The organism is Bradyrhizobium sp. SZCCT0148, assembly GCF_018129985.1.
GTDB classification, from domain to species: Bacteria; Pseudomonadota; Alphaproteobacteria; order Rhizobiales; family Xanthobacteraceae; genus Bradyrhizobium; species Bradyrhizobium japonicum_H.
In genome coordinates, this window is the sequence record NZ_JAFCKT010000009.1 from 206,792 (window position 1) to 223,776 (window position 16,985).

General features: G+C 64.7%; 14 protein-coding genes. 7 read left to right on the plus strand and 7 right to left on the minus strand.

Annotated elements, in window-relative coordinates:
* Positions 1 to 168: 168 nt before the first annotated feature.
* Complete coding sequence (locus JQ580_RS24725; RefSeq protein WP_212282791.1) at positions 169 to 2,505, minus strand: GumC family protein; 2,337 nt, start codon at positions 2,503 to 2,505, stop codon at positions 169 to 171.
* Between the two features lie 205 nt (positions 2,506 to 2,710).
* On the opposite strand from JQ580_RS24725, the gene JQ580_RS24730 reads away from it, so the two are divergent.
* The 3 genes from JQ580_RS24730 to JQ580_RS24740 all read left to right on the plus strand — a co-directional run bounded on the left by JQ580_RS24730 (position 2,711) and on the right by JQ580_RS24740 (position 6,929).
* Positions 2,711 to 3,844, plus strand: coding sequence for a glycosyltransferase family 4 protein (locus tag JQ580_RS24730; RefSeq protein ID WP_212282792.1), 1,134 nt, complete (start codon positions 2,711 to 2,713; stop codon positions 3,842 to 3,844).
* A gap of 120 nt (positions 3,845 to 3,964) precedes the next feature.
* A complete protein-coding gene (locus JQ580_RS24735; protein WP_212282793.1) occupies positions 3,965 to 5,512 on the plus strand; it encodes an undecaprenyl-phosphate glucose phosphotransferase in 1,548 nt (515 codons plus the stop codon).
* A 160-nt stretch (positions 5,513 to 5,672) separates the two neighbouring features.
* Positions 5,673 to 6,929 carry an O-antigen ligase family protein gene (locus tag JQ580_RS24740; protein ID WP_212282794.1) on the plus strand — a complete coding sequence of 419 codons (1,257 nt, stop codon included), beginning with the start codon at positions 5,673 to 5,675 and terminating at the stop codon, positions 6,927 to 6,929.
* On the opposite strand, the gene JQ580_RS24745 is transcribed toward JQ580_RS24740, so the two are convergent.
* A complete protein-coding gene (locus tag JQ580_RS24745) occupies positions 6,898 to 7,374 on the minus strand; it encodes a MarR family transcriptional regulator (protein WP_212282851.1) in 477 nt (158 codons plus the stop codon). The two genes, JQ580_RS24740 and JQ580_RS24745, sit on opposite strands and share 32 nt — an antisense overlap.
* A 147-nt stretch (positions 7,375 to 7,521) precedes the next feature.
* On the opposite strand from JQ580_RS24745, the gene JQ580_RS24750 reads away from it, so the two are divergent.
* Positions 7,522 to 8,718: an FAD-dependent monooxygenase gene (locus JQ580_RS24750; RefSeq protein ID WP_212282795.1), complete on the plus strand. Its 1,197-nt coding sequence runs from the start codon at positions 7,522 to 7,524 to the stop codon at positions 8,716 to 8,718.
* A 114-nt stretch (positions 8,719 to 8,832) separates the two neighbouring features.
* Here the strand turns inward: JQ580_RS24750 and JQ580_RS24755 are convergent, their stop codons facing one another.
* Genes JQ580_RS24755 through JQ580_RS24770 form a run of 4 tightly spaced genes read right to left on the minus strand, consistent with a single transcriptional unit; the run spans position 8,833 to position 12,817 of the window.
* Positions 8,833 to 10,008 (minus strand): saccharopine dehydrogenase family protein, encoded by a 1,176-nt coding sequence (locus JQ580_RS24755; protein WP_212282796.1) that lies wholly within the window; start codon positions 10,006 to 10,008, stop codon positions 8,833 to 8,835.
* A gap of 28 nt (positions 10,009 to 10,036) precedes the next feature.
* On the minus strand, positions 10,037 to 11,215 hold the full coding sequence (locus JQ580_RS24760; protein ID WP_212282797.1) for a saccharopine dehydrogenase family protein: 1,179 nt from the start codon (positions 11,213 to 11,215) through the stop codon (positions 10,037 to 10,039).
* A gap of 9 nt (positions 11,216 to 11,224) precedes the next feature.
* On the minus strand, positions 11,225 to 12,007 hold the full coding sequence (locus JQ580_RS24765) for a DUF169 domain-containing protein (RefSeq protein WP_212282798.1): 783 nt from the start codon (positions 12,005 to 12,007) through the stop codon (positions 11,225 to 11,227).
* 60 nt (positions 12,008 to 12,067) lie between these two features.
* A complete protein-coding gene (locus tag JQ580_RS24770) occupies positions 12,068 to 12,817 on the minus strand; it encodes a YdcF family protein (RefSeq protein ID WP_212282852.1) in 750 nt (249 codons plus the stop codon).
* A gap of 184 nt (positions 12,818 to 13,001) precedes the next feature.
* Between JQ580_RS24770 and JQ580_RS24775 the strand changes: the two genes are divergently transcribed.
* From JQ580_RS24775 to JQ580_RS24785, 3 genes are all read left to right on the plus strand, one after another.
* Positions 13,002 to 13,943: an acetamidase/formamidase family protein gene (locus JQ580_RS24775; protein ID WP_212282799.1), complete on the plus strand. Its 942-nt coding sequence runs from the start codon at positions 13,002 to 13,004 to the stop codon at positions 13,941 to 13,943.
* A gap of 199 nt (positions 13,944 to 14,142) precedes the next feature.
* Positions 14,143 to 14,340 carry a hypothetical protein gene (locus JQ580_RS24780; protein ID WP_007603456.1) on the plus strand — a complete coding sequence of 66 codons (198 nt, stop codon included), beginning with the start codon at positions 14,143 to 14,145 and terminating at the stop codon, positions 14,338 to 14,340.
* Positions 14,341 to 14,412: 72 nt separating this feature from the next.
* Positions 14,413 to 14,883 (plus strand): GcrA family cell cycle regulator, encoded by a 471-nt coding sequence (locus JQ580_RS24785; protein ID WP_212282800.1) that lies wholly within the window; start codon positions 14,413 to 14,415, stop codon positions 14,881 to 14,883.
* 268 nt (positions 14,884 to 15,151) lie between these two features.
* Here the strand turns inward: JQ580_RS24785 and JQ580_RS24790 are convergent, their stop codons facing one another.
* On the minus strand, positions 15,152 to 16,708 hold the full coding sequence (locus JQ580_RS24790; protein ID WP_212282801.1) for a porin: 1,557 nt from the start codon (positions 16,706 to 16,708) through the stop codon (positions 15,152 to 15,154).
* Positions 16,709 to 16,985 lie beyond the last annotated feature (277 nt).

Sequence of the window (16,985 nt, forward strand, 5' to 3'; positions counted from 1 at the left end):
ATTCTCGACTCGCGAGGCCCTCTTTCCTCCCGCGACAACCGCGTATGAACATTCACGAGAGGTCGTCATGCCCGGGCTTGTCCCGGGCATCCACGTTCTCCGCACAATTGACAAGACGTGGATGGCCGGGACAAGCCCGGCCAAGACGGTATGAGAGAAGGGCGAGCCTTACGCCGCCACGACGCGCGGTGTCTCCGCCGCATTCGACGGCTGCACCGGCTTGCTCAGCATGGTCACCTCGCTGAAGCCGACCGCGCTCAGCTGCTCGCACATCAGCGTGCGCGCGTCGCTCGCCATCGACGCATCCGGTACCACGACGGCGCGGGCATGCGCCGTCAGCAGTTCGGCCGGAAGGTCGGAAGCGCTACCGGCGTCGATCAGCACGTGATCATAGGCGCGCAGCAGCGCGTCGATGGCGAGCGTCACCCGAGGCGATTGCAGCACGCTGCGGTCGAAGCCGGGACGGCCGGCCGAGACGAGATGAAGCCGCGACAGCTTGTCCTTTGTGATGATTTGCGCGAACGACGCCTCACCCTGCATCAGCTCGGCAAGGCCGGGCGCCGAAGCATCGACGGAGACTGCGGCAATCATCGGCGAAGACGCGGCGAGATCCACCACGACGACGCGGGCCTCGCGCGCCAGATGCCGGGCCAGCGTCAGCGTCGACAGCGTGATGGCCTCGCCGGAAGCGGTACCGAGCACGGTCACCTTTTTCGCCGCAACGCCCGCGGCGCGCAGGCTGTCGGCCAGCCGCTCGATCTCGGTGAATTCGTTGAGCTCGGCCTCATCGATCATCTCCGGCTGAAGCGGCGCCAGCTCCGCCGTGACCGGATCGGCGATCGGCTCGATCTCCGGCTGAGCGACCGGCTGGACAACTGGTTGGACAACCGGCTCCTGGCGCAACGGAGCCTGCGCCTGCACCGGCCTGAGCGCGGCCACCGTGCGCGGCGCGGTCTGGCTCAGCAACTCTCCGGTGACGACCACGCCGGACGAGAGCAGCAGCGTTGCGATCGTCGCGATCAGCACGATCGGCAGCTTCTTCGGATAGGCCGGGGTGTTCGAGACGGCGGCGCGCGAGATGACGCGGCCGTCGGTCGGCGCGGTGTCGATGGTCTCGCGGGTATTGGCCTCGCGATACTTGGCGAGATAGCTCTCGAGCAGATCGCGCTGCGCCTTGGCTTCACGCTCCAGCGCGCGGAGCTGAACGTCCTGGCCGTTGGTCGAGGTCGCCTGCTTCTTGAGCTGCTCGAGGCTCACGGTCAGGCCATCGACCCGGCCGCTGGCGATGCGCGCGTCGCTTTCGAGCGAGCGGGAAATCTTCGCCGCCTCGTCGCGGATCTGGTTGTCGAGATCGCCAAGCTGCGCCTTCAGCTCCTTGATGCGCGGGTGGTTGCCAAGCAGCGTGGACGACTGCTCGGCGAGCTGAGCGCGCAACGTCACCCTCTGCTCCGACAGTCGCCGCATCAATTCGGAGTTCACGACCTCGGACGCCTCGATCGGCTTGCCGCTCTGGAGCATCTCCTTGATCAGCCGCGCCTTGGATTCCGCATCCGCCTTCATCGAGCGCGCATTGTTGAGCTGGGTGTTGACCTCGCCCATCTGCTGGTTCGACAGCGTGGTATTGTTGGTGCCGACGAACAGGCTGGACTTGGAACGGAAGTCCTCGACCCTCGCCTCGGCCTCGGAAACCTTCTTGCGCAGGCTTTCGATCTCGCCGGAAAGCCACTGGCTGGCGTTCTTGGCCTGCTCCTGGCGCACGCCCTGCTGGAGCACGAGATAGCCGTCCGCGATCGAATTGGCGACGCGGGGGGCGAGCTCCGGATCGGCGGACTGGAATTCGACCACGATGACGCGCGACTTGTCGACGGCGTAGGCCTGAAGGCGATCGTAATAGGCGTCGAGCACGCGTTCTTCCGGCGTCATCGAGAACGGATCGCGGCCGATACCGATCATCGCGGCCAGCGACTTCAACGGCGAGACGCCCTGCAGCACCGGATCGAATTCGGGGCGTTCCGCGAGCTTGTTCTTCTTGATGATCTCCCGCGCCAGATCGCGCGACAGCACGAGTTGCACCTGGCTGGTGACGGCCTCGGCGTCGAGCGCCTGCCGTTCCTCGGCGCGGTCGCTGCTGGGGCGCAGAAACACGTTCTCGCGTCCGTCGATGAGGATGCGCGATTCGGATTTGTAACGCGGCGTGACGAGATTGACGATTGCGACGGATGCGACGAGCGCCAGCACCGTCGGCACGATGATCCAGCCACGCTTGCGCGCCAATGCCGCGCCGAGCGCGTGCAGGTCGATATCGCCGGATTCGACTTGTGCCTGCTTGGTGACGAGAGGCGCAGACCGGACGTTGGTCTGCTGTTCGATCTTGGGGTCGATCTTAGGTTCTATCTTGGGCTCGGCCTTGACTTCAGCTTTGGGCGCGACTTCGGCTTTGGACTTTGCAACAGCCCGCGCAACAACCGCCTTGTCCTTGCCGGCACGCCAGAACGCTAAACGCATCGAACACTCCCGCAGGGGCAACGCCACCAAGCTACCTCAACCGGGGTGATTACACTCCATTAAGGTTGCCGCTGGGTTAATCGCAGCATGCGGCGACGTGTGCAGGCGCACTCGTCACCGTTTGTTAACCACGAGACCCCTTAATCCACCTCGATATTTTCCTAGGGATTGTTCGGCATTCGCCGTCGAGCGCTGGTTTTGATTCATGCCCCCCTTTCCTGACCGGCCGCTTCGCATCCTGCACGCCGTGCGCGCTCCGGTCGGCGGCATCTTCCGCCATATCCTCGACGTCGCCAACGGCCAGGTCGACCGCGGCCATCATGTCGGCATCCTCGCCGACAGCCTCACCGGCGGCGAGCGCGCCGACAAGGCGCTTGCCGAGCTCGCGCCGCGTCTCAAGCTCGGCGTGCACCGGCTCGCGATCCGCCGCGAGCCGTCGCCGGACGATGTCCTGGTCTGGCTTCGCATGCGGCGCCTGATCGCCACGCTCAAGCCCGACGTCATGCACGGCCACGGCGCCAAGGCCGGCGCCTTCATCCGGATGCGGCGGCGCTCCGACGACACCATCCGCATCTACACGCCGCATGGCGGCTCGCTGCACTACCCCCTCAACACCTTCAAGGGCGAGTTTTACGCACGGCTGGAGCGGACGCTGATGGACGCGACCGACCTGTTCCTGTTCGAGAGTGCGTTCGCTCGCGACACCTATCAACGCATTGTGGGTAAGCCCAAGGGAGTGGTGCGTTGTGTCTTCAACGGCGTCACGCCCGAGGAATTCGAACCTGTCGTGACTGCCGACGATGCCACGGACCTCTGCTATGTCGGCGAGTTCAGGCACATCAAGGGCGCCGACCTCCTGGTCGATGCCGTGGCGCGACTGCACGAGGGCGGCAAGAAGGTCACGCTGACGCTCGGCGGCGACGGCGAGGAAACTGCGGCGCTGAAGGCGCAGGTCGAGAGGCTCGGCCTCACCAATGCGATCCGCTTCATCGGTCACGTCAAGGCGCGCTACGGCTTCTCCAAGGGACGGCTGCTGGTCGTGCCCTCGCGCGGCGATTCAATGCCCTATGTCGTGATCGAGGCCGGCGCGGCCGGCATTCCCATGATCGCCTCCCGCATCGGCGGCATCCCCGAGATCTTCGGTTCCGACAGCCCGGCCCTGTTCACGCCAAGCAATCCGGAGGCCATGGCGGAGGCGATTGCCGCCGCGCTCGATGATCCCAAGACCACCGCAGAGCGCGCGGTGGCTTTACGCGAACGCATCTCGGCGCATTTCTCGCAAGCCGCCATGGTCGACGGCGTGATCGCCGGCTATCGCGACGCATTTGCCAATCATTAACCATTCTTAAGCCCGCTTTAGAAAATCTTCCGATTTGTTCGATAATCCAAGGGCCAGGGGATGCTGCCCGGGACGCCAATGCCGTTGGCCCGCGGGTGCTTGAAATGGACGTGGACGCCCGTGGAACCGCTCAACGCACGCTCGATGCTCGATGCCGCGACCAGCGCCGCGGCGAAGCCCGCTGACAAACCCTTCGTGGAGCGTCGCCGCCGGCTGTCGCCCGCAGCCCTCGAAGTCGTCAACCAGAAGGTCGCCCGCGCCTATTCGCCGATCGTGATTACCGGATTCGTCCGCCTTGCCGACTTCACGCTGCTCAGCCTCGTCGGCATCGCGCTCTATGTCGGCTATGTCATGCCGCACGCCGGCTTCAGCTGGGTGTACCCGGCCGAAGTCCTCGCGGTGGCGGTCGCCGCAGTGATCTGCTTCCAGGCTGCCGACATCTATCAGGTCCAATTGTTCCGCGGTCAGCTCCGGCAGATGACACGGATGATCTCGTCCTGGTCGTTCGTCTTCCTGCTGTTCATCGGCATCTCCTTCTTCGCCAAATACGGCAGTGAGATCTCGCGGCTGTGGCTGGCCGCATTCTACGTCCTCGGGCTCGCCGCGCTGATTGCGGAGCGTCTGGTGCTGCGCTCGCTGGTGCGCGGCTGGGCACGCCAGGGCCGGCTCGACCGCCGCACCATCATCGTCGGCTCCGACAGCAATGGCGAGCAGCTGGTCGAGGCGCTGAACGCGCAGGAGGATTCCGACATCCATGTTCTCGGCGTGTTCGACGATCGCAACGACAGTCGCGCGCTCGATACCTGCGCCGGAGCGCGCAAGCTCGGCAAGGTCGACGACATCGTCGAATTCGCCCGCCGCACCCGCGTCGATCTCGTGCTGTTCGCGCTGCCGATCTCTGCGGAGACGCGCATTCTGGAAATGCTGAAGAAGCTCTGGGTACTGCCGGTCGACATCCGCCTCTCCGCGCACACCAACAAGCTGCGCTTCCGGCCCCGCTCCTATTCCTATCTCGGCGAGGTGCCGACGCTCGACGTGTTCGAGGCGCCGATCACCGATTGGGATCTGGTGATGAAATGGCTGTTCGACCGTGTCGTCGGCAGCCTCGCGCTGCTCGCGGCCCTGCCGGTGATGGCACTGGTGGCGCTGGCGGTGAGGCTCGACAGCCCCGGCCCGGTGCTGTTCCGCCAGAAGCGCTTCGGCTTCAACAACGAACGCATCGACGTCTACAAGTTCCGCTCGATGTACCACCACCAGGCCGATCCCACCGCCTCCAAGGTCGTAACCAAGAACGATCCGCGCGTCACCCGCGTCGGCCGCTTCATCCGCAAGACCAGCCTCGACGAGCTGCCGCAGCTCTTCAACGTAGTCTTTTCCGGCAATCTCTCTCTGGTCGGGCCGCGCCCGCACGCGGTGCAGGGCAAGCTGCAGAGCCGGCTGTTCGACGAGGCCGTTGACGGCTATTTCGCCCGCCACCGCGTCAAGCCCGGCATCACAGGCTGGGCGCAGATCAACGGCTGGCGCGGCGAGATCGACAACCAAGAGAAGATCCAGAAGCGCGTTGAGTTCGATCTCTATTACATCGAGAACTGGTCGGTGCTGTTCGACCTCTACATTCTCCTGAAGACGCCGATCTCACTGCTGACCAAGAACGAGAACGCGTATTGAATTGAGTTTCTCCGTCACGCCCCAAGAAGGGTGGGCATTCAGTACGCCGCAGCGCCAGCCGTCTTCTCCAATGGCCGCCAAGGAGTACTGGATCGCCGGTCAAGCCGGGCGATGGCGGCGGTGTTTGTGACAACGATTTGCGTAAGCGTATGAGTATCTGATGGCCTATGCGGCGACAGCCGGTGGAGTAAACGTAGCCGTACCGGCTGCGCCCGGCGTGCTGGCGCTGCAGCGCGCGCTGGTGTGGCTAGTCGCCGCGTCCGGCGCGGTCGTCTTCATCGAGCCGAGCCCGTACGAGATCACGACGCTGCTCGCGGCCGTCATTTTCTTCGCCACCGGCTTGCGGCTGCGGCTGGCGCTGATGTCGCTGGTGTTGATGCTGGTGCTGCTCAATGTCGGCTACACAATCAGCGCGATCCCGCTGTTCGAGAAGTCCGAGGTGACGAGCTGGATCGCGACCTCCTGGTACATGGCGGTGACCGTGGTGTTCTTCGCGATGGTCATGTCCGAGGACACTGCGGCCCGGCTCGACATGCTCCGCCGGGGCCTCGTGGTCGGCGCGATGATCGCTTCACTGCTGGCCGTTGCCGGCTATTTCCATCTGGTGCCCGGCGGCAACGACCTGCTCACGCTCTACGGCCGCGCGCGCGGCACGTTCAAGGACCCGAACGTGCTCGGCGCCTTCCTGATCCTGCCCGCGCTGTTCGCGCTCCAGAGCGTGGTTTCAGACAAGTTCCGCAAGGCATTCCGCAATGTGATTGCCTTCGGCATCATGTCGCTGGCGATCCTGCTCGCCTTCTCGCGCGCTGCCTGGGGCGGCCTGGTGCTGACCTCCGCCTTCATGCTGGCGCTGATGGTGCTGACCAGCCGCACCAACGCGCAGCGCTCGCGCATCATCGTCATGGCGATCGTCGCCGCCGTGTTGGGCCTTGCGCTGATTGCGGTGCTCCTGTCGTTCGATTCAACCGCCGAGATGTTCAAGCAGCGCGCGAGCTTCGACCAGAGCTACGACGAGGGCCGATTCGGCCGGTTCGGCCGCCACATCCTGGGTGCGGAGATGGCGCTCGACCTGCCGTTCGGCATCGGCCCCCTGCAATTCCACCGCTTCTTCCCCGAGGACACCCACAACTCCTATCTCAACGCCTTCATGTCCGGCGGCTGGCTGTCCGGCGTGTGCTATCCCGCGCTGGTCTTCACCACCGTCATCATGGGCTTCAGGCACATTTTCGTCCCTGTGCCCTGGCAGCGCGCCTATCTCGCCGTGTTCTCCGCATTCGTCGGCACCGTCGGCGAGAGCTTCGTGATCGACACCGACCACTGGCGGCACTTCTGGATGATGCTGGGCGCGATGTGGGGCATGTTCGCGGCCGCCCAGATCTACAGGATCAGGGCTGGCGAGGACGCGTCTTCAGCTTGAGCGCCGGCCGCTTTTCCGGCGGCGTGTCGAGCAGGCCCTTCAGGGCCTCGGTCGCCGCGAGCACACCCTTGTAGCCCTCATTGGCGAAACGCAGCAGCAGCCGCAATTCCTCGTCGGAATAGCCGCCGAACACCTTCTCCATCGCTTGCTGCATCGGCACATAGAACTGGCCGATCTTCATCGCCGCGTCCGGCACGACGGCGATGAAGACCTTGCGGCGGTCCTTCTCATCCCGCTCACGGCGCACCAGCCCGGCCTTTTCGAGCCGGTCGACCACGCCGGTAATGGCACCCGTCGTGAGGCCCGTGACCTCGGCGAGCCTGCCTGCGGTGACGCGACCCTCGAGATACAGGATGTCCATGCATTCGAGGTCGGAATTGGCAATTCCGGCAACGTTGGCAACGGTTTGCCCATAGAGCACGCCCTGCGCCGACGACCTGCGCATGGCGTCCTCGAGCTCCTGCAGCAGCTCAACTTGCGCCTTCTTCCTTGACAAGGCCGACCTCTTATCTTAGGCGATATATATCTTAGTCACTAAGAGATTTAGTGACCGTAATTTCTCCTAGCATCACGGAAACGTCGGGAGCAAGTCATGCCCTATCGTCCCCGCAAGGCCCTGATCATCGGCGCCGGCATTGCCGGACCCGTGGCCGCGATCCTGCTGCGCCGCGCCGGCATCGAGTCGGCGATCTACGAGGCCTGGCCCTATTCCCAGGGCGTCGGCGGCGGCCTTCAGATCGCGCCGAACGGCATGCACGTGCTGGACGAGATCGGGCTGGCCAACGAGTTGATCAGCCGCGGTTCGGTCGCGGAGGCTTTCGACTTCTATTCGCAGAGCGGCGCGAAGCTCGGCTCGATCAACCGCGACATGGAACGGCGCTTCGGCCAGCCCGCGGTGAATGTCTGCCGCGCCACGCTGAACGAGATCCTGATCGACAAGGCCTGGTGCGCCTGCGTCTCGCTCTATTTCGAGAAACGCCTGATCAAGATCGAGGACCGCGGCGACCAGCCGATCATCGCCTATTTCGCCGACGGCACCACGGCCGAGGGTGACTTCCTGATCGGCGCCGACGGTGTGCACTCGGTCACGCGCCGCCAGGTGGTGCCTGACGGGCCGCAACCGTTCAACACGGGCCTGATCGGCTTCGGCGGCTTCGTGCCGCGCAACTTGCTCGACGGAAGATCGATCGGCCGGCACGTCGAGACCACGTTCGGCCGGAGCGGCTTTTTCGGCTATGGCTATTGCAGCCCCGATCCCACGGCCGGCGTGATGTGGTGGAGCACGCAGCCTGCCCACGGCATGGACGCCGCGATGTTTCGCGCCCTCGACCCAGCGACGCTGAAGCAGCATCTGCGCGACTTCCACCGCGGCTGGCACGATCCGATCCCAGGCATCATCGAGGCAGCCGAGAATATCGTGGTTACCGATACGCTCGACGTCGCGACCTTGCCGGCCTGGTCCCGCAAGCGCTCGCTGCTGATCGGCGATGCCGCGCACGCGACCAGTCCTCACGCCGGCCAGGGTGCCTCGCTGGCGCTCGAGGATGCGATGCGCCTTGCCCGCCTGATGCAGGGGGCCCAGGAACTCGGCGCCACCTTCCAGGCGTTCGAGGCCGAGCGCCGTCCGCGCGCCGAGAAGATCGTCGCGATGGCGCGCCGGAACGGCAATAGCAAGCGCGAGTTCACCGCCACCGGTGCGTGGATCCGCAATCAGATGATGAAATGGCTGCTGCCGCTGGGATCGAAGAGCATGGACTTCATGTACGCTTACGATGCGCGGGCGGTGTAGCAGCACGAGCGGCGCCGCAGGGTGGGCAAAGGCGCAAAGCGCCGTGCCCACGATCTCGTCGTCATCGCCACGATGGTGGGCACGCTTCGCTTTGCCCGCCCTGCGAGAGCCGACCTAGCCTTCGACCTCGAACCTCAGCCCTGCATGATCAACCAGCCGCTTGATCAGCTTGTGCTGCATCGCTGCGCCAGGCGTCCAGAGCCCGGCCGGAACGTCCGGCGTGTCGCGCAGCAGGCAGATCGCGCATTCGGAGATAATCCTCGCGGTCGACGCATAGCCGGGATCGAGATCGCCCTTCACCGCGGCGCGGACCTGACGGCCGTCGGGGGCGATCGCGACATAGAGCAGGTCGTAATGACCGTTGTCGCGCTCTTGCTTCGACGGCCCCTCGCCGGGCTTGAGCGCTGCCGGGCCGGTCTTGTCGCCATTGGCGGCCATGACGAGCTTGGCATTGGCCAGGCCCTCCTCGCCCGCGCCGGTCAGCACCATTTCGTCGTAGACGAAGTCACTGCCATAGGGAAATCCTAGCAGCATGTTCGAGCGATGGACGTTGCGCGTGTTCAGTATCGCCATCGCGAACGGGGCGGACCAGGATTGCAGGTCCTCCTCGAAAACAGGTTTGTTGCCGCGCGGCTGCCTGGGTCCCTCGAAGCCCGGCGTGAAGGCAAACGGGTCCTTGAGGATCGACACCAGGCTGAGATCCTGGGCAACCGCTTCGAAGGTGACCCTTGCGCTCGCGGAGGTACCGCCGGAGAACGTCCAGCTTATGTCGCGGACGCGTCCCTTGACGCGCGGAGCCGGCGCTCCGAACACGCGCCTGGCCTCCTCCTGCACGAAGAACGCACCGAGTTCGAACGGGATGGAATCGAAGCCGCAAGAGAACATGATGCGGGCACCGCTCGCCTTGGCGGCCGCCTCGTGCCTGTCGATCATCTGCTTCAGCCAGATCGGCTCGCCACAGAGATCCATGTAGTCAGTGCCCGACGCGACGCAGGCCGCAAGCAGATCGGAGCCGTAGAGCTGGTAGGGACCGACCGTGGTGACCACCAGCTTTGCCTGATCCACCATCGCCCGCAGCGATGCGGGATCGGCAGCGTCCGCGACGATGAGCGGAGTGTTCGCGGGCGCGCCGATCGCATCGCGAACAGACGCGAGCTTGTCTCCGCTCCGCCCTGCCATTGCCCATGTCGGCGCGCCGTCACCGACATAGTTCGCAGCGAGATATTCGGCGACGAGCTGGCCGGTGTATCCGGTCGCGCCATAGACGACGATGTCGAACTTCGCGGACACGGATGGCGTTTCCTGCAGACCGTCGACCCTAAGCTTCCACCGTGAACGTCAGTCCCGCATTATCCCGCAGCCGCTTGATCAGTTTGTGCTGCATTGCTGCGCCCGGCGTCCAGAAGCCGGCGGGAACGTCCGTCGTGTCGCGCAGCAGGCAGATCGCGCATTCGGAGATCATCTTCGAGGTCGAGCCGTAGCCGGGATCGCGGTCGCCGGTGACGCCGGCGCGGACCATTCGGCCGTCGGGAGCGATCGCGACATAAAGCAGATTGAAGAGCCCGTTCTCGCGCTCCTCCTTCGACGGCCCCTCGCCCGGCTTCGGCGCGCTCGGGCCGGTCTTCTCGGCATTCGCCGCCATCACGCGCTTGGCGTTGGCCTCACCTTTCTCGCCGGGGCCGGTCAGGACCATCTCGTCGTAGACGAAGTCCTGGCCGTAGGGAAATCCCATCAGCATGTTGGAGCGATGCACGTTGCGCGTGTTGATCAGCGCCATCATGAACGGGGCGGCCCAGGAATTCAGGTCCTCCTCGATCAGCGGCTTGTTACCCTTCGGCTGCTTCGGCCCGGTGAAGCCCGGCGTCAACGCGAACGGATCGTTCAGGATCGCGATCAGGCTGATGTCCTTGGCAACGGCGTCGAAGGTCGCCTTCGCGCTCGCGGCGGTGCCGCCCGAAAGCGTGCCGCGCATGTCGCGCACACGGCCCTTCACGCGCGCGGCGGGTGCGCCGAACACGCGCTTGGCCTCTTCCTGGACGAAGAAGGTGCCGAGCTCGAACGGCACGGAATCGAAGCCGCAGGAGAACACGATGCGCGCGCCGCTCTCTTTCGCGGCTGCCTCGTACTTGTCGATCATCTGCCGCATCCAGATCGGCTCGCCGCAGAGATCGAGATAATCCGTACCGGTGGCGACGCAGGCAGCCAGCAATTCCTCGCCGTAAAGCTGATACGGGCCGACCGTCGTGATCACCGACATCGTCCGCTCCGCCATCGCCCTCAGCGAGGCGGCGTCGGACGCATCGGCGACAATCAGCGGTGTGTTGCCGGGTGCGCCGATCGCATCGCGCACGGATTTCAGCTTGCCGAGGCTACGGCCTGCCATCGCCCATTTGAGCGTATTGTCGCTCTTGTAATGCTGGGTCAGATATTCGGCGACGAGCTGGCCGGTGAAACCGGTGGCGCCGTAGACGACGATGTCGAATTTCGCAGAGCTCATAATCGGCCTTTACTTCTTCGCGTAACTCACGCCCATGCCGGCACGGACGTCGCTTTGAATGCCATAGGGCGGAATGGGGTAGCGCAGGCCGTTCCTGGCCAGCGCCTTCATGCCGTCAATCGCCTTGGCGAGATGCGAAGGCTTCAAGGCCATCAGCATCTCCTCGTCCGGCACGCCGCCATAGCGCCGTTCCGCATAGCATGGCAAGGACAGGCTGGGCTCCCCGGTCTTGAGCGCCCGCCCCCAGGAATCCGCGCACGCGGTCTCGCCGACCACGCCCCATTCGAACTTCTTGTAGCCGGTATATTGCAGCCCGTTGATCAGGATGATCATCTGCCCGGGCGTTGCATAGACGAGGCAGATGTCGGGTGGATCGAGCCGGCCGCTGGCGAGCGGACTGACGGCGAGCGCCTGGTACTGTCCGAACGGAACCACGTCCAGCGCCTCCTGGCGCTTGCGCGCGTCCTCCGCGGTGCCGTGCCAGACCCCGACGTAATTTTCACCGGCGAGCCATTTCTCGTCCTGCGGCGCAAGGCCGATCACCGCGCGGCACTGCGCGCCGACGAGATCGTCGGCGGTGATGCCGACGGTCCAGCCCAGACGCGAAGCCATGCTGACGATCTGGTCGGTGGTGTGGATCGCGTTCGGCCGCCGGATCTTGGGGATCGCCTCCATGTCCGCGGCGCGCGCGAACAGCTTCATGCCGATCACATTCGTCTTCAGCCGCAGCAAATTGTTGAGATCGGCGACGAGGCCGCCGAGATCGATGCGGTCTGCACTCTGCTGTTGCATGGCGTCCTCCGGGCCGGCGATCGTGCGCAGGCGCTGTGTTCTTGTTGTGCAGCTCTCGTTCTAGTCCTTGCCCGGTCCTGGAAGCAACTCGCCGGTCCTGCCCATCAGACGGTAGGCTACGAGGCCGATCCACTCGCGCACCGCAACTTCGGTCCGGCCGAGCCCGTCCGCGCCCATGTTTGTAAAGGAAAACAGATCGTCACGCCCGCCCATCCGCCAGTCCACCGGATAGGCCTCGACGTCGAATCCGGCCTTGCGAAAAATTCCCATCGAACGCGGCATGTGGAAGGCCGACGTCACCAGCAGCCAGCGCTCGCCCGGCTTCGGCTTCACCAGCTCTTTCGTGAAGGTCGCATTCTCCCAGGTGTTGCGCGAATTGCGCTCGAGGATCAGGCGCTCTTTTGGGATGCCGAGATTTTCCAGGATGGGCGCGGAGTAGTCGGCTTCCCTGGCATCGGTGGAGACCAGGTTCGCCGTTCCCCCCGTGAAGACGATGCGCGCTTTCGGATAGCGGCGCGCGAGCTCGGCCGGCGCGAACAGGCGATCGGCGGCGTGCGCGACCACGGGCGTGCGATGCGCCGCCGACAGATCGGTGTCGACGGAGCCGCCGAGCACGATGATGCCGTCGGGCGCGCCGCGCGTGGGGTTCCACGCCGGAAAGCGCGACTCCAGTGGATAGATCAGGAGATTGCCGAGCGGCGAGAACGCCGCCAGCGCCAGCAGCACCAGCGTGGTCACCGCAAGCTTGCGGCCGAGCGCGGCAAAGCGCGTCGCCATCAGGACCAGCGAGACGATCCCGAGCTCGACCATGAAGTTGATCGGCAGCAATGCGGTGCCGAGCGTCTTGGAAAGAACGAAAAACAGGGGAGCCTCGCTCGAATGAACTGGCGGGTTCGCGCGGGGCTTGACCTGCCCGGCGATCTCGGAATTCTTCATGAAAGAGGATCGATCGCCGGGTCAAGCCCGGCCTGATGAAAGTGACCGGACGCGGCCGATGACCCATCACCACCTGCATTCCAGCCCCAAAACCTGCCATTGGGGCTTCTTCGAAGCGGCGCTCAAGCCCGTGCTGACGATCAAGAGCGGCGACGAGGTGACGGTCGACACCATCAGCGGCGGCCCCGACATGCTGCCCGACCGCGACAAGTTTCACATTCCCCCCGAGATGTTCGAGGTTCACGCCACCAACGAGCGCATGCTGCCTGGGCACATCCTCACCGGTCCGATCGCGGTGGAAGGCGCCGAGCCCGGCGACGTGCTCGCAGTCGAGATCCTCGACGTCCAGCTCCGGCAGGATTGGGGCTGGAACATGATCAAGCCGCTGTCCGGCACGCTTCCTGACGATTTCCACGAGACACGTATCCTGAACATCCCGCTCGACCGGACGCGGATGACCGGTCGCATGCCGTGGGGTCTCGACCTGCCGCTCAAGCCGTTTTTCGGCGTGATGGGCGTGTCGCCGCCCCCGAGCTGGGGCCGCATCTCCTCGCTGATCCCGCGCGCCATGGGCGGCAATCTCGACAACAAGGAGCTCGGGGCTGGCGCGACGCTCTATCTGCCGGTGTTCGTGCCGGGGGCGATGTTCTCCTGCGGCGACGGCCACGGCGTGCAGGGCGACGGCGAGGTCTGCGTCACCGCGATCGAGACCGCGCTGCAGGGCCGCTTCCGCCTCACGCTGCGCAAGGACCTCACCTTCGACTATCCCCGCGCCGAGACGGCCACGCATTACATGACCATGGCGATGGACCCCGACCTCGACCAGTGCGTGGTGCGCGCGCTGCGGGACATGATCGCGCTGCTCGGCGAGACGCGAAATCTGTCGCGCGAGGACGCCTACACGCTGTGCAGCCTCGCCGCCGATCTGAGGGTGACCCAGACCGTCAACGGCGCCAAAGGCATCCATTGCATGATCGAGAAGGCGATCGTGCACGGCTGAGCCGGCCCCCACCTCCCGCCCTGTCGACGTCACCCCGCCGCCCGATCTCCTGCGCGGCGCGCTTCGCGATGCCTGATTTCTCCAGTGATTTCAAAGAGCTGATCCGCCGATTTCGCCCGAATTGACTTCCACCCCCAAACCTAAATAGAGTCTTAATCGTTACTTTTATGTACCCGAGTATGAGGCTAGCGTTCGGGCCATGGCCACCGAAAAAGCCGAGACTGATCGTATTCCCGTAACCTTGGCGCTCTCGACCATCACCTATCTGGAGAAGCTGGTGAGACAGGGCACCCACGGCACCAGCGTTCCCGGCGTCGCACGTACCCTGATCGAGGAAGGCATCCGTCTCGCCATCAAGGACGGACTGCTGTCGATTCGCGACAATGGCAGAACGTGAGCGCGCGCCGGACGTGATGCGGACGGATCTCGGACGGCGGATGGCCACATCTGCAACCTGGGACCGTGACACATGCCTGTTCTTTCGCCCACCTGGACCAACGAACGAATTGAACTCTTGAAGCAGCACTTCGAGGCGGGCCTCTCCTGCCGCGAGATCGCCGCCGACATCGGCGTCAGCCGCAACGCCGTGATCGGCAAGCTGTCCCGCCTCAATCTCACGCGTGGCCGCACCATCGACGACCGCAAGGTTCAGGACCGGCCGGCACGGGCGCCGAGGACCGTTCCGCGGCTGCAATACGCGATGCTCGCCACGATCTATGGCGAAGCCGCTGAACCGGTTGCGGCCGGGCCGATCGACGAGGCCAATCGCTGCTCGCTGCTGGATCTCGCGGAGAACCGCTGCCGCTGGCCGATCTCGACACCGGGCGCCGAGGATTTCTGCTTCTGCGGCAATTCCGCGCCCGACGGTCAGCCCTATTGCACAGGCCACAGCCGCCTCGCCTATCGGCCGAACGGACGGGCCCGCGTGATGCGCGGTTGACGACCCCGCTGGCACAAAACGAAAAACCTCCGGCGGGGCATCGCCGGAGGTTTCTGGAGGCTTAGCGTGAAGCTAAGAGCCGCAACTTTGGTATGTGGCCTGGAGCTATATAGCTTAGTAACTCATGTAAGTACATTAATCTGAGCCGATTCAATCGCATGGCTCGTCTTCGCCGTCTGCACGGGCAACGGATTTCCGAAATTGGCTTGCAAAAAAGCCCCGGCGGTGTCCCGCCGGGGCCTGTGTCGGATCGGGGAAGACTTTGAGCCTACCAGTTGCGCTGGGCGCGCAGCAGCATGCTGTAGGTGTCCTGGTCCTTGATCTCGTAGGTCGCCGCCGGCTTGGCGACGCCCGTCAGCGCTGCGGTCGTGATCGCGCCAGAATACTTCTGGTCGAGGTGGCTGTAGGTGAAGTCAGCCGAGAAGGTCAGGTTCTTCACCGGCGTCCAGCGCGTGATGACGCCGACCTGGCCGATGTTGAAGTCCGGGTTGCAGCTGCCGGTCAGGGTGGCGAACGCCGCGCTGCCGCAGATCAGGCCCTTCGCGGTCCCGCTGTAGTTGACCGCTGCCCACGCGCCGTACAGCGCCGTGTTCCAGTACGGGCTCCAGTTGTGGGTGTAGGCACCCCGGAAGCCGTAGGTCTTGGTCAGCTCGAGGCCGCCGCCCGGTGCGAACACCGCATCGGACACGCCGGCAAAGCCGATGCTCTGGTAGGCAGCGTTCGAGCTGCCGAACATCGAGTAGCTGGTCGCCGCCAGCTCCTGGAAGTTGTAGCGGCTCGCGCCCTCGGTGTAGACGCCCGAGATGTTGATCACGTCGCCGGCGCCGGTCGGGATGTTCTTGATGCCGAGGGCGAGCTGAACGGCCCAGCCCCATTTGTCGTCGGGATGACCGGTGGCTTCGGTCGCACCGTAGTAGGCGACATGGTTGTCGTGCGCGGCGACCGACGCCTGGAACAGGCCCCAGGCCTGCTCGACGCGAACCATGGCAACGAGATCGGGCGCGCGGGTGCCGCCGAGGTCGTTCGAGCCATAGGCACCGCCGAGAACGCCGGTGGTGGAGATGCCGGCCGTATTCCAGATGTTGGTCTGGAACACCTGCGTCTGGTCCTGCGCCGAGAATGCAGCCGTGATGCCCTGGCCGAAATCAGCGGTGTAGGTGAACTGGGTCACGCCGTTGGTGGTGCCGCTGCCGCCGACGAGCTGGTCGAAATTGTTGCCGGGATAGTTGATCCAGGGCGCGTCGAACTGCGACACGGCCTTACCCATGGTGAAGCCGGCGAACTGGATGAAGGCGTAGTAGACGCCGAGCGCACCGCCCGAGGTGTTGCCGTCGGTGCCGTTGATGTTGCCGCCGCCCGAGCCGGTGAGGCCGGTGCCGGCCGCGTTCAGGCCGATCGTGCCGCTGTACTGGGTCGCGCCCGTGCCCGAACCGGTGCCACCGTAGCTGCCGGTCGTCCAGGTGAAGACCGCGTCGAAATAAGTGCGGACCACGCCGTACTCGGTTGCGGTGCGCGTGTCGATGTTGAGGTCTTCACGAGCGCGCATCGAGTAATAGTTGGTCAGGCGGTTGTTGGCCGCGAACACGCCGTTGTACTGGGCGCTGTAATTGCCGCCGGCGTTGAGCGCCACTTCGGCACGCACATAGCCGCCGAGCTTGATGCAGGTGTCGCTGCCCGGGATGTAGTAGAAGCCCGCGCCGTACAACGTGCAGATCTTGACGTATTCGACCGCCTTGGCCTTGACCGGAAGATCGGCCGCCTGGGCTCCACCGACGGCGATCAGACCCGCCGCAGTGCCGAGCAAAAGGCTCTTCACCACTTTCATTTCAAAACCTCCAAGTTGCTCATTTCGACGGAGACCAGACCTTGAGGTCCCCCAAGTCCCCGCCTCTCAAATCCGCCCGGACGCTTTCGGACACTCTCGCCTTCGACGAGGAACGTGAGCGAATCACCTGCAACGGGACGATCGAGTACCCCCCACCGTCGGGAACCAATATGCCTGCGTCGTTCGGTAATCAAAATAGTTTATTAGATCAGCTTTTCGGTTTTGCTAGACCTGTACCCGGCGCGCAACACTCGCGATCACGCGAATCAATGAGCTG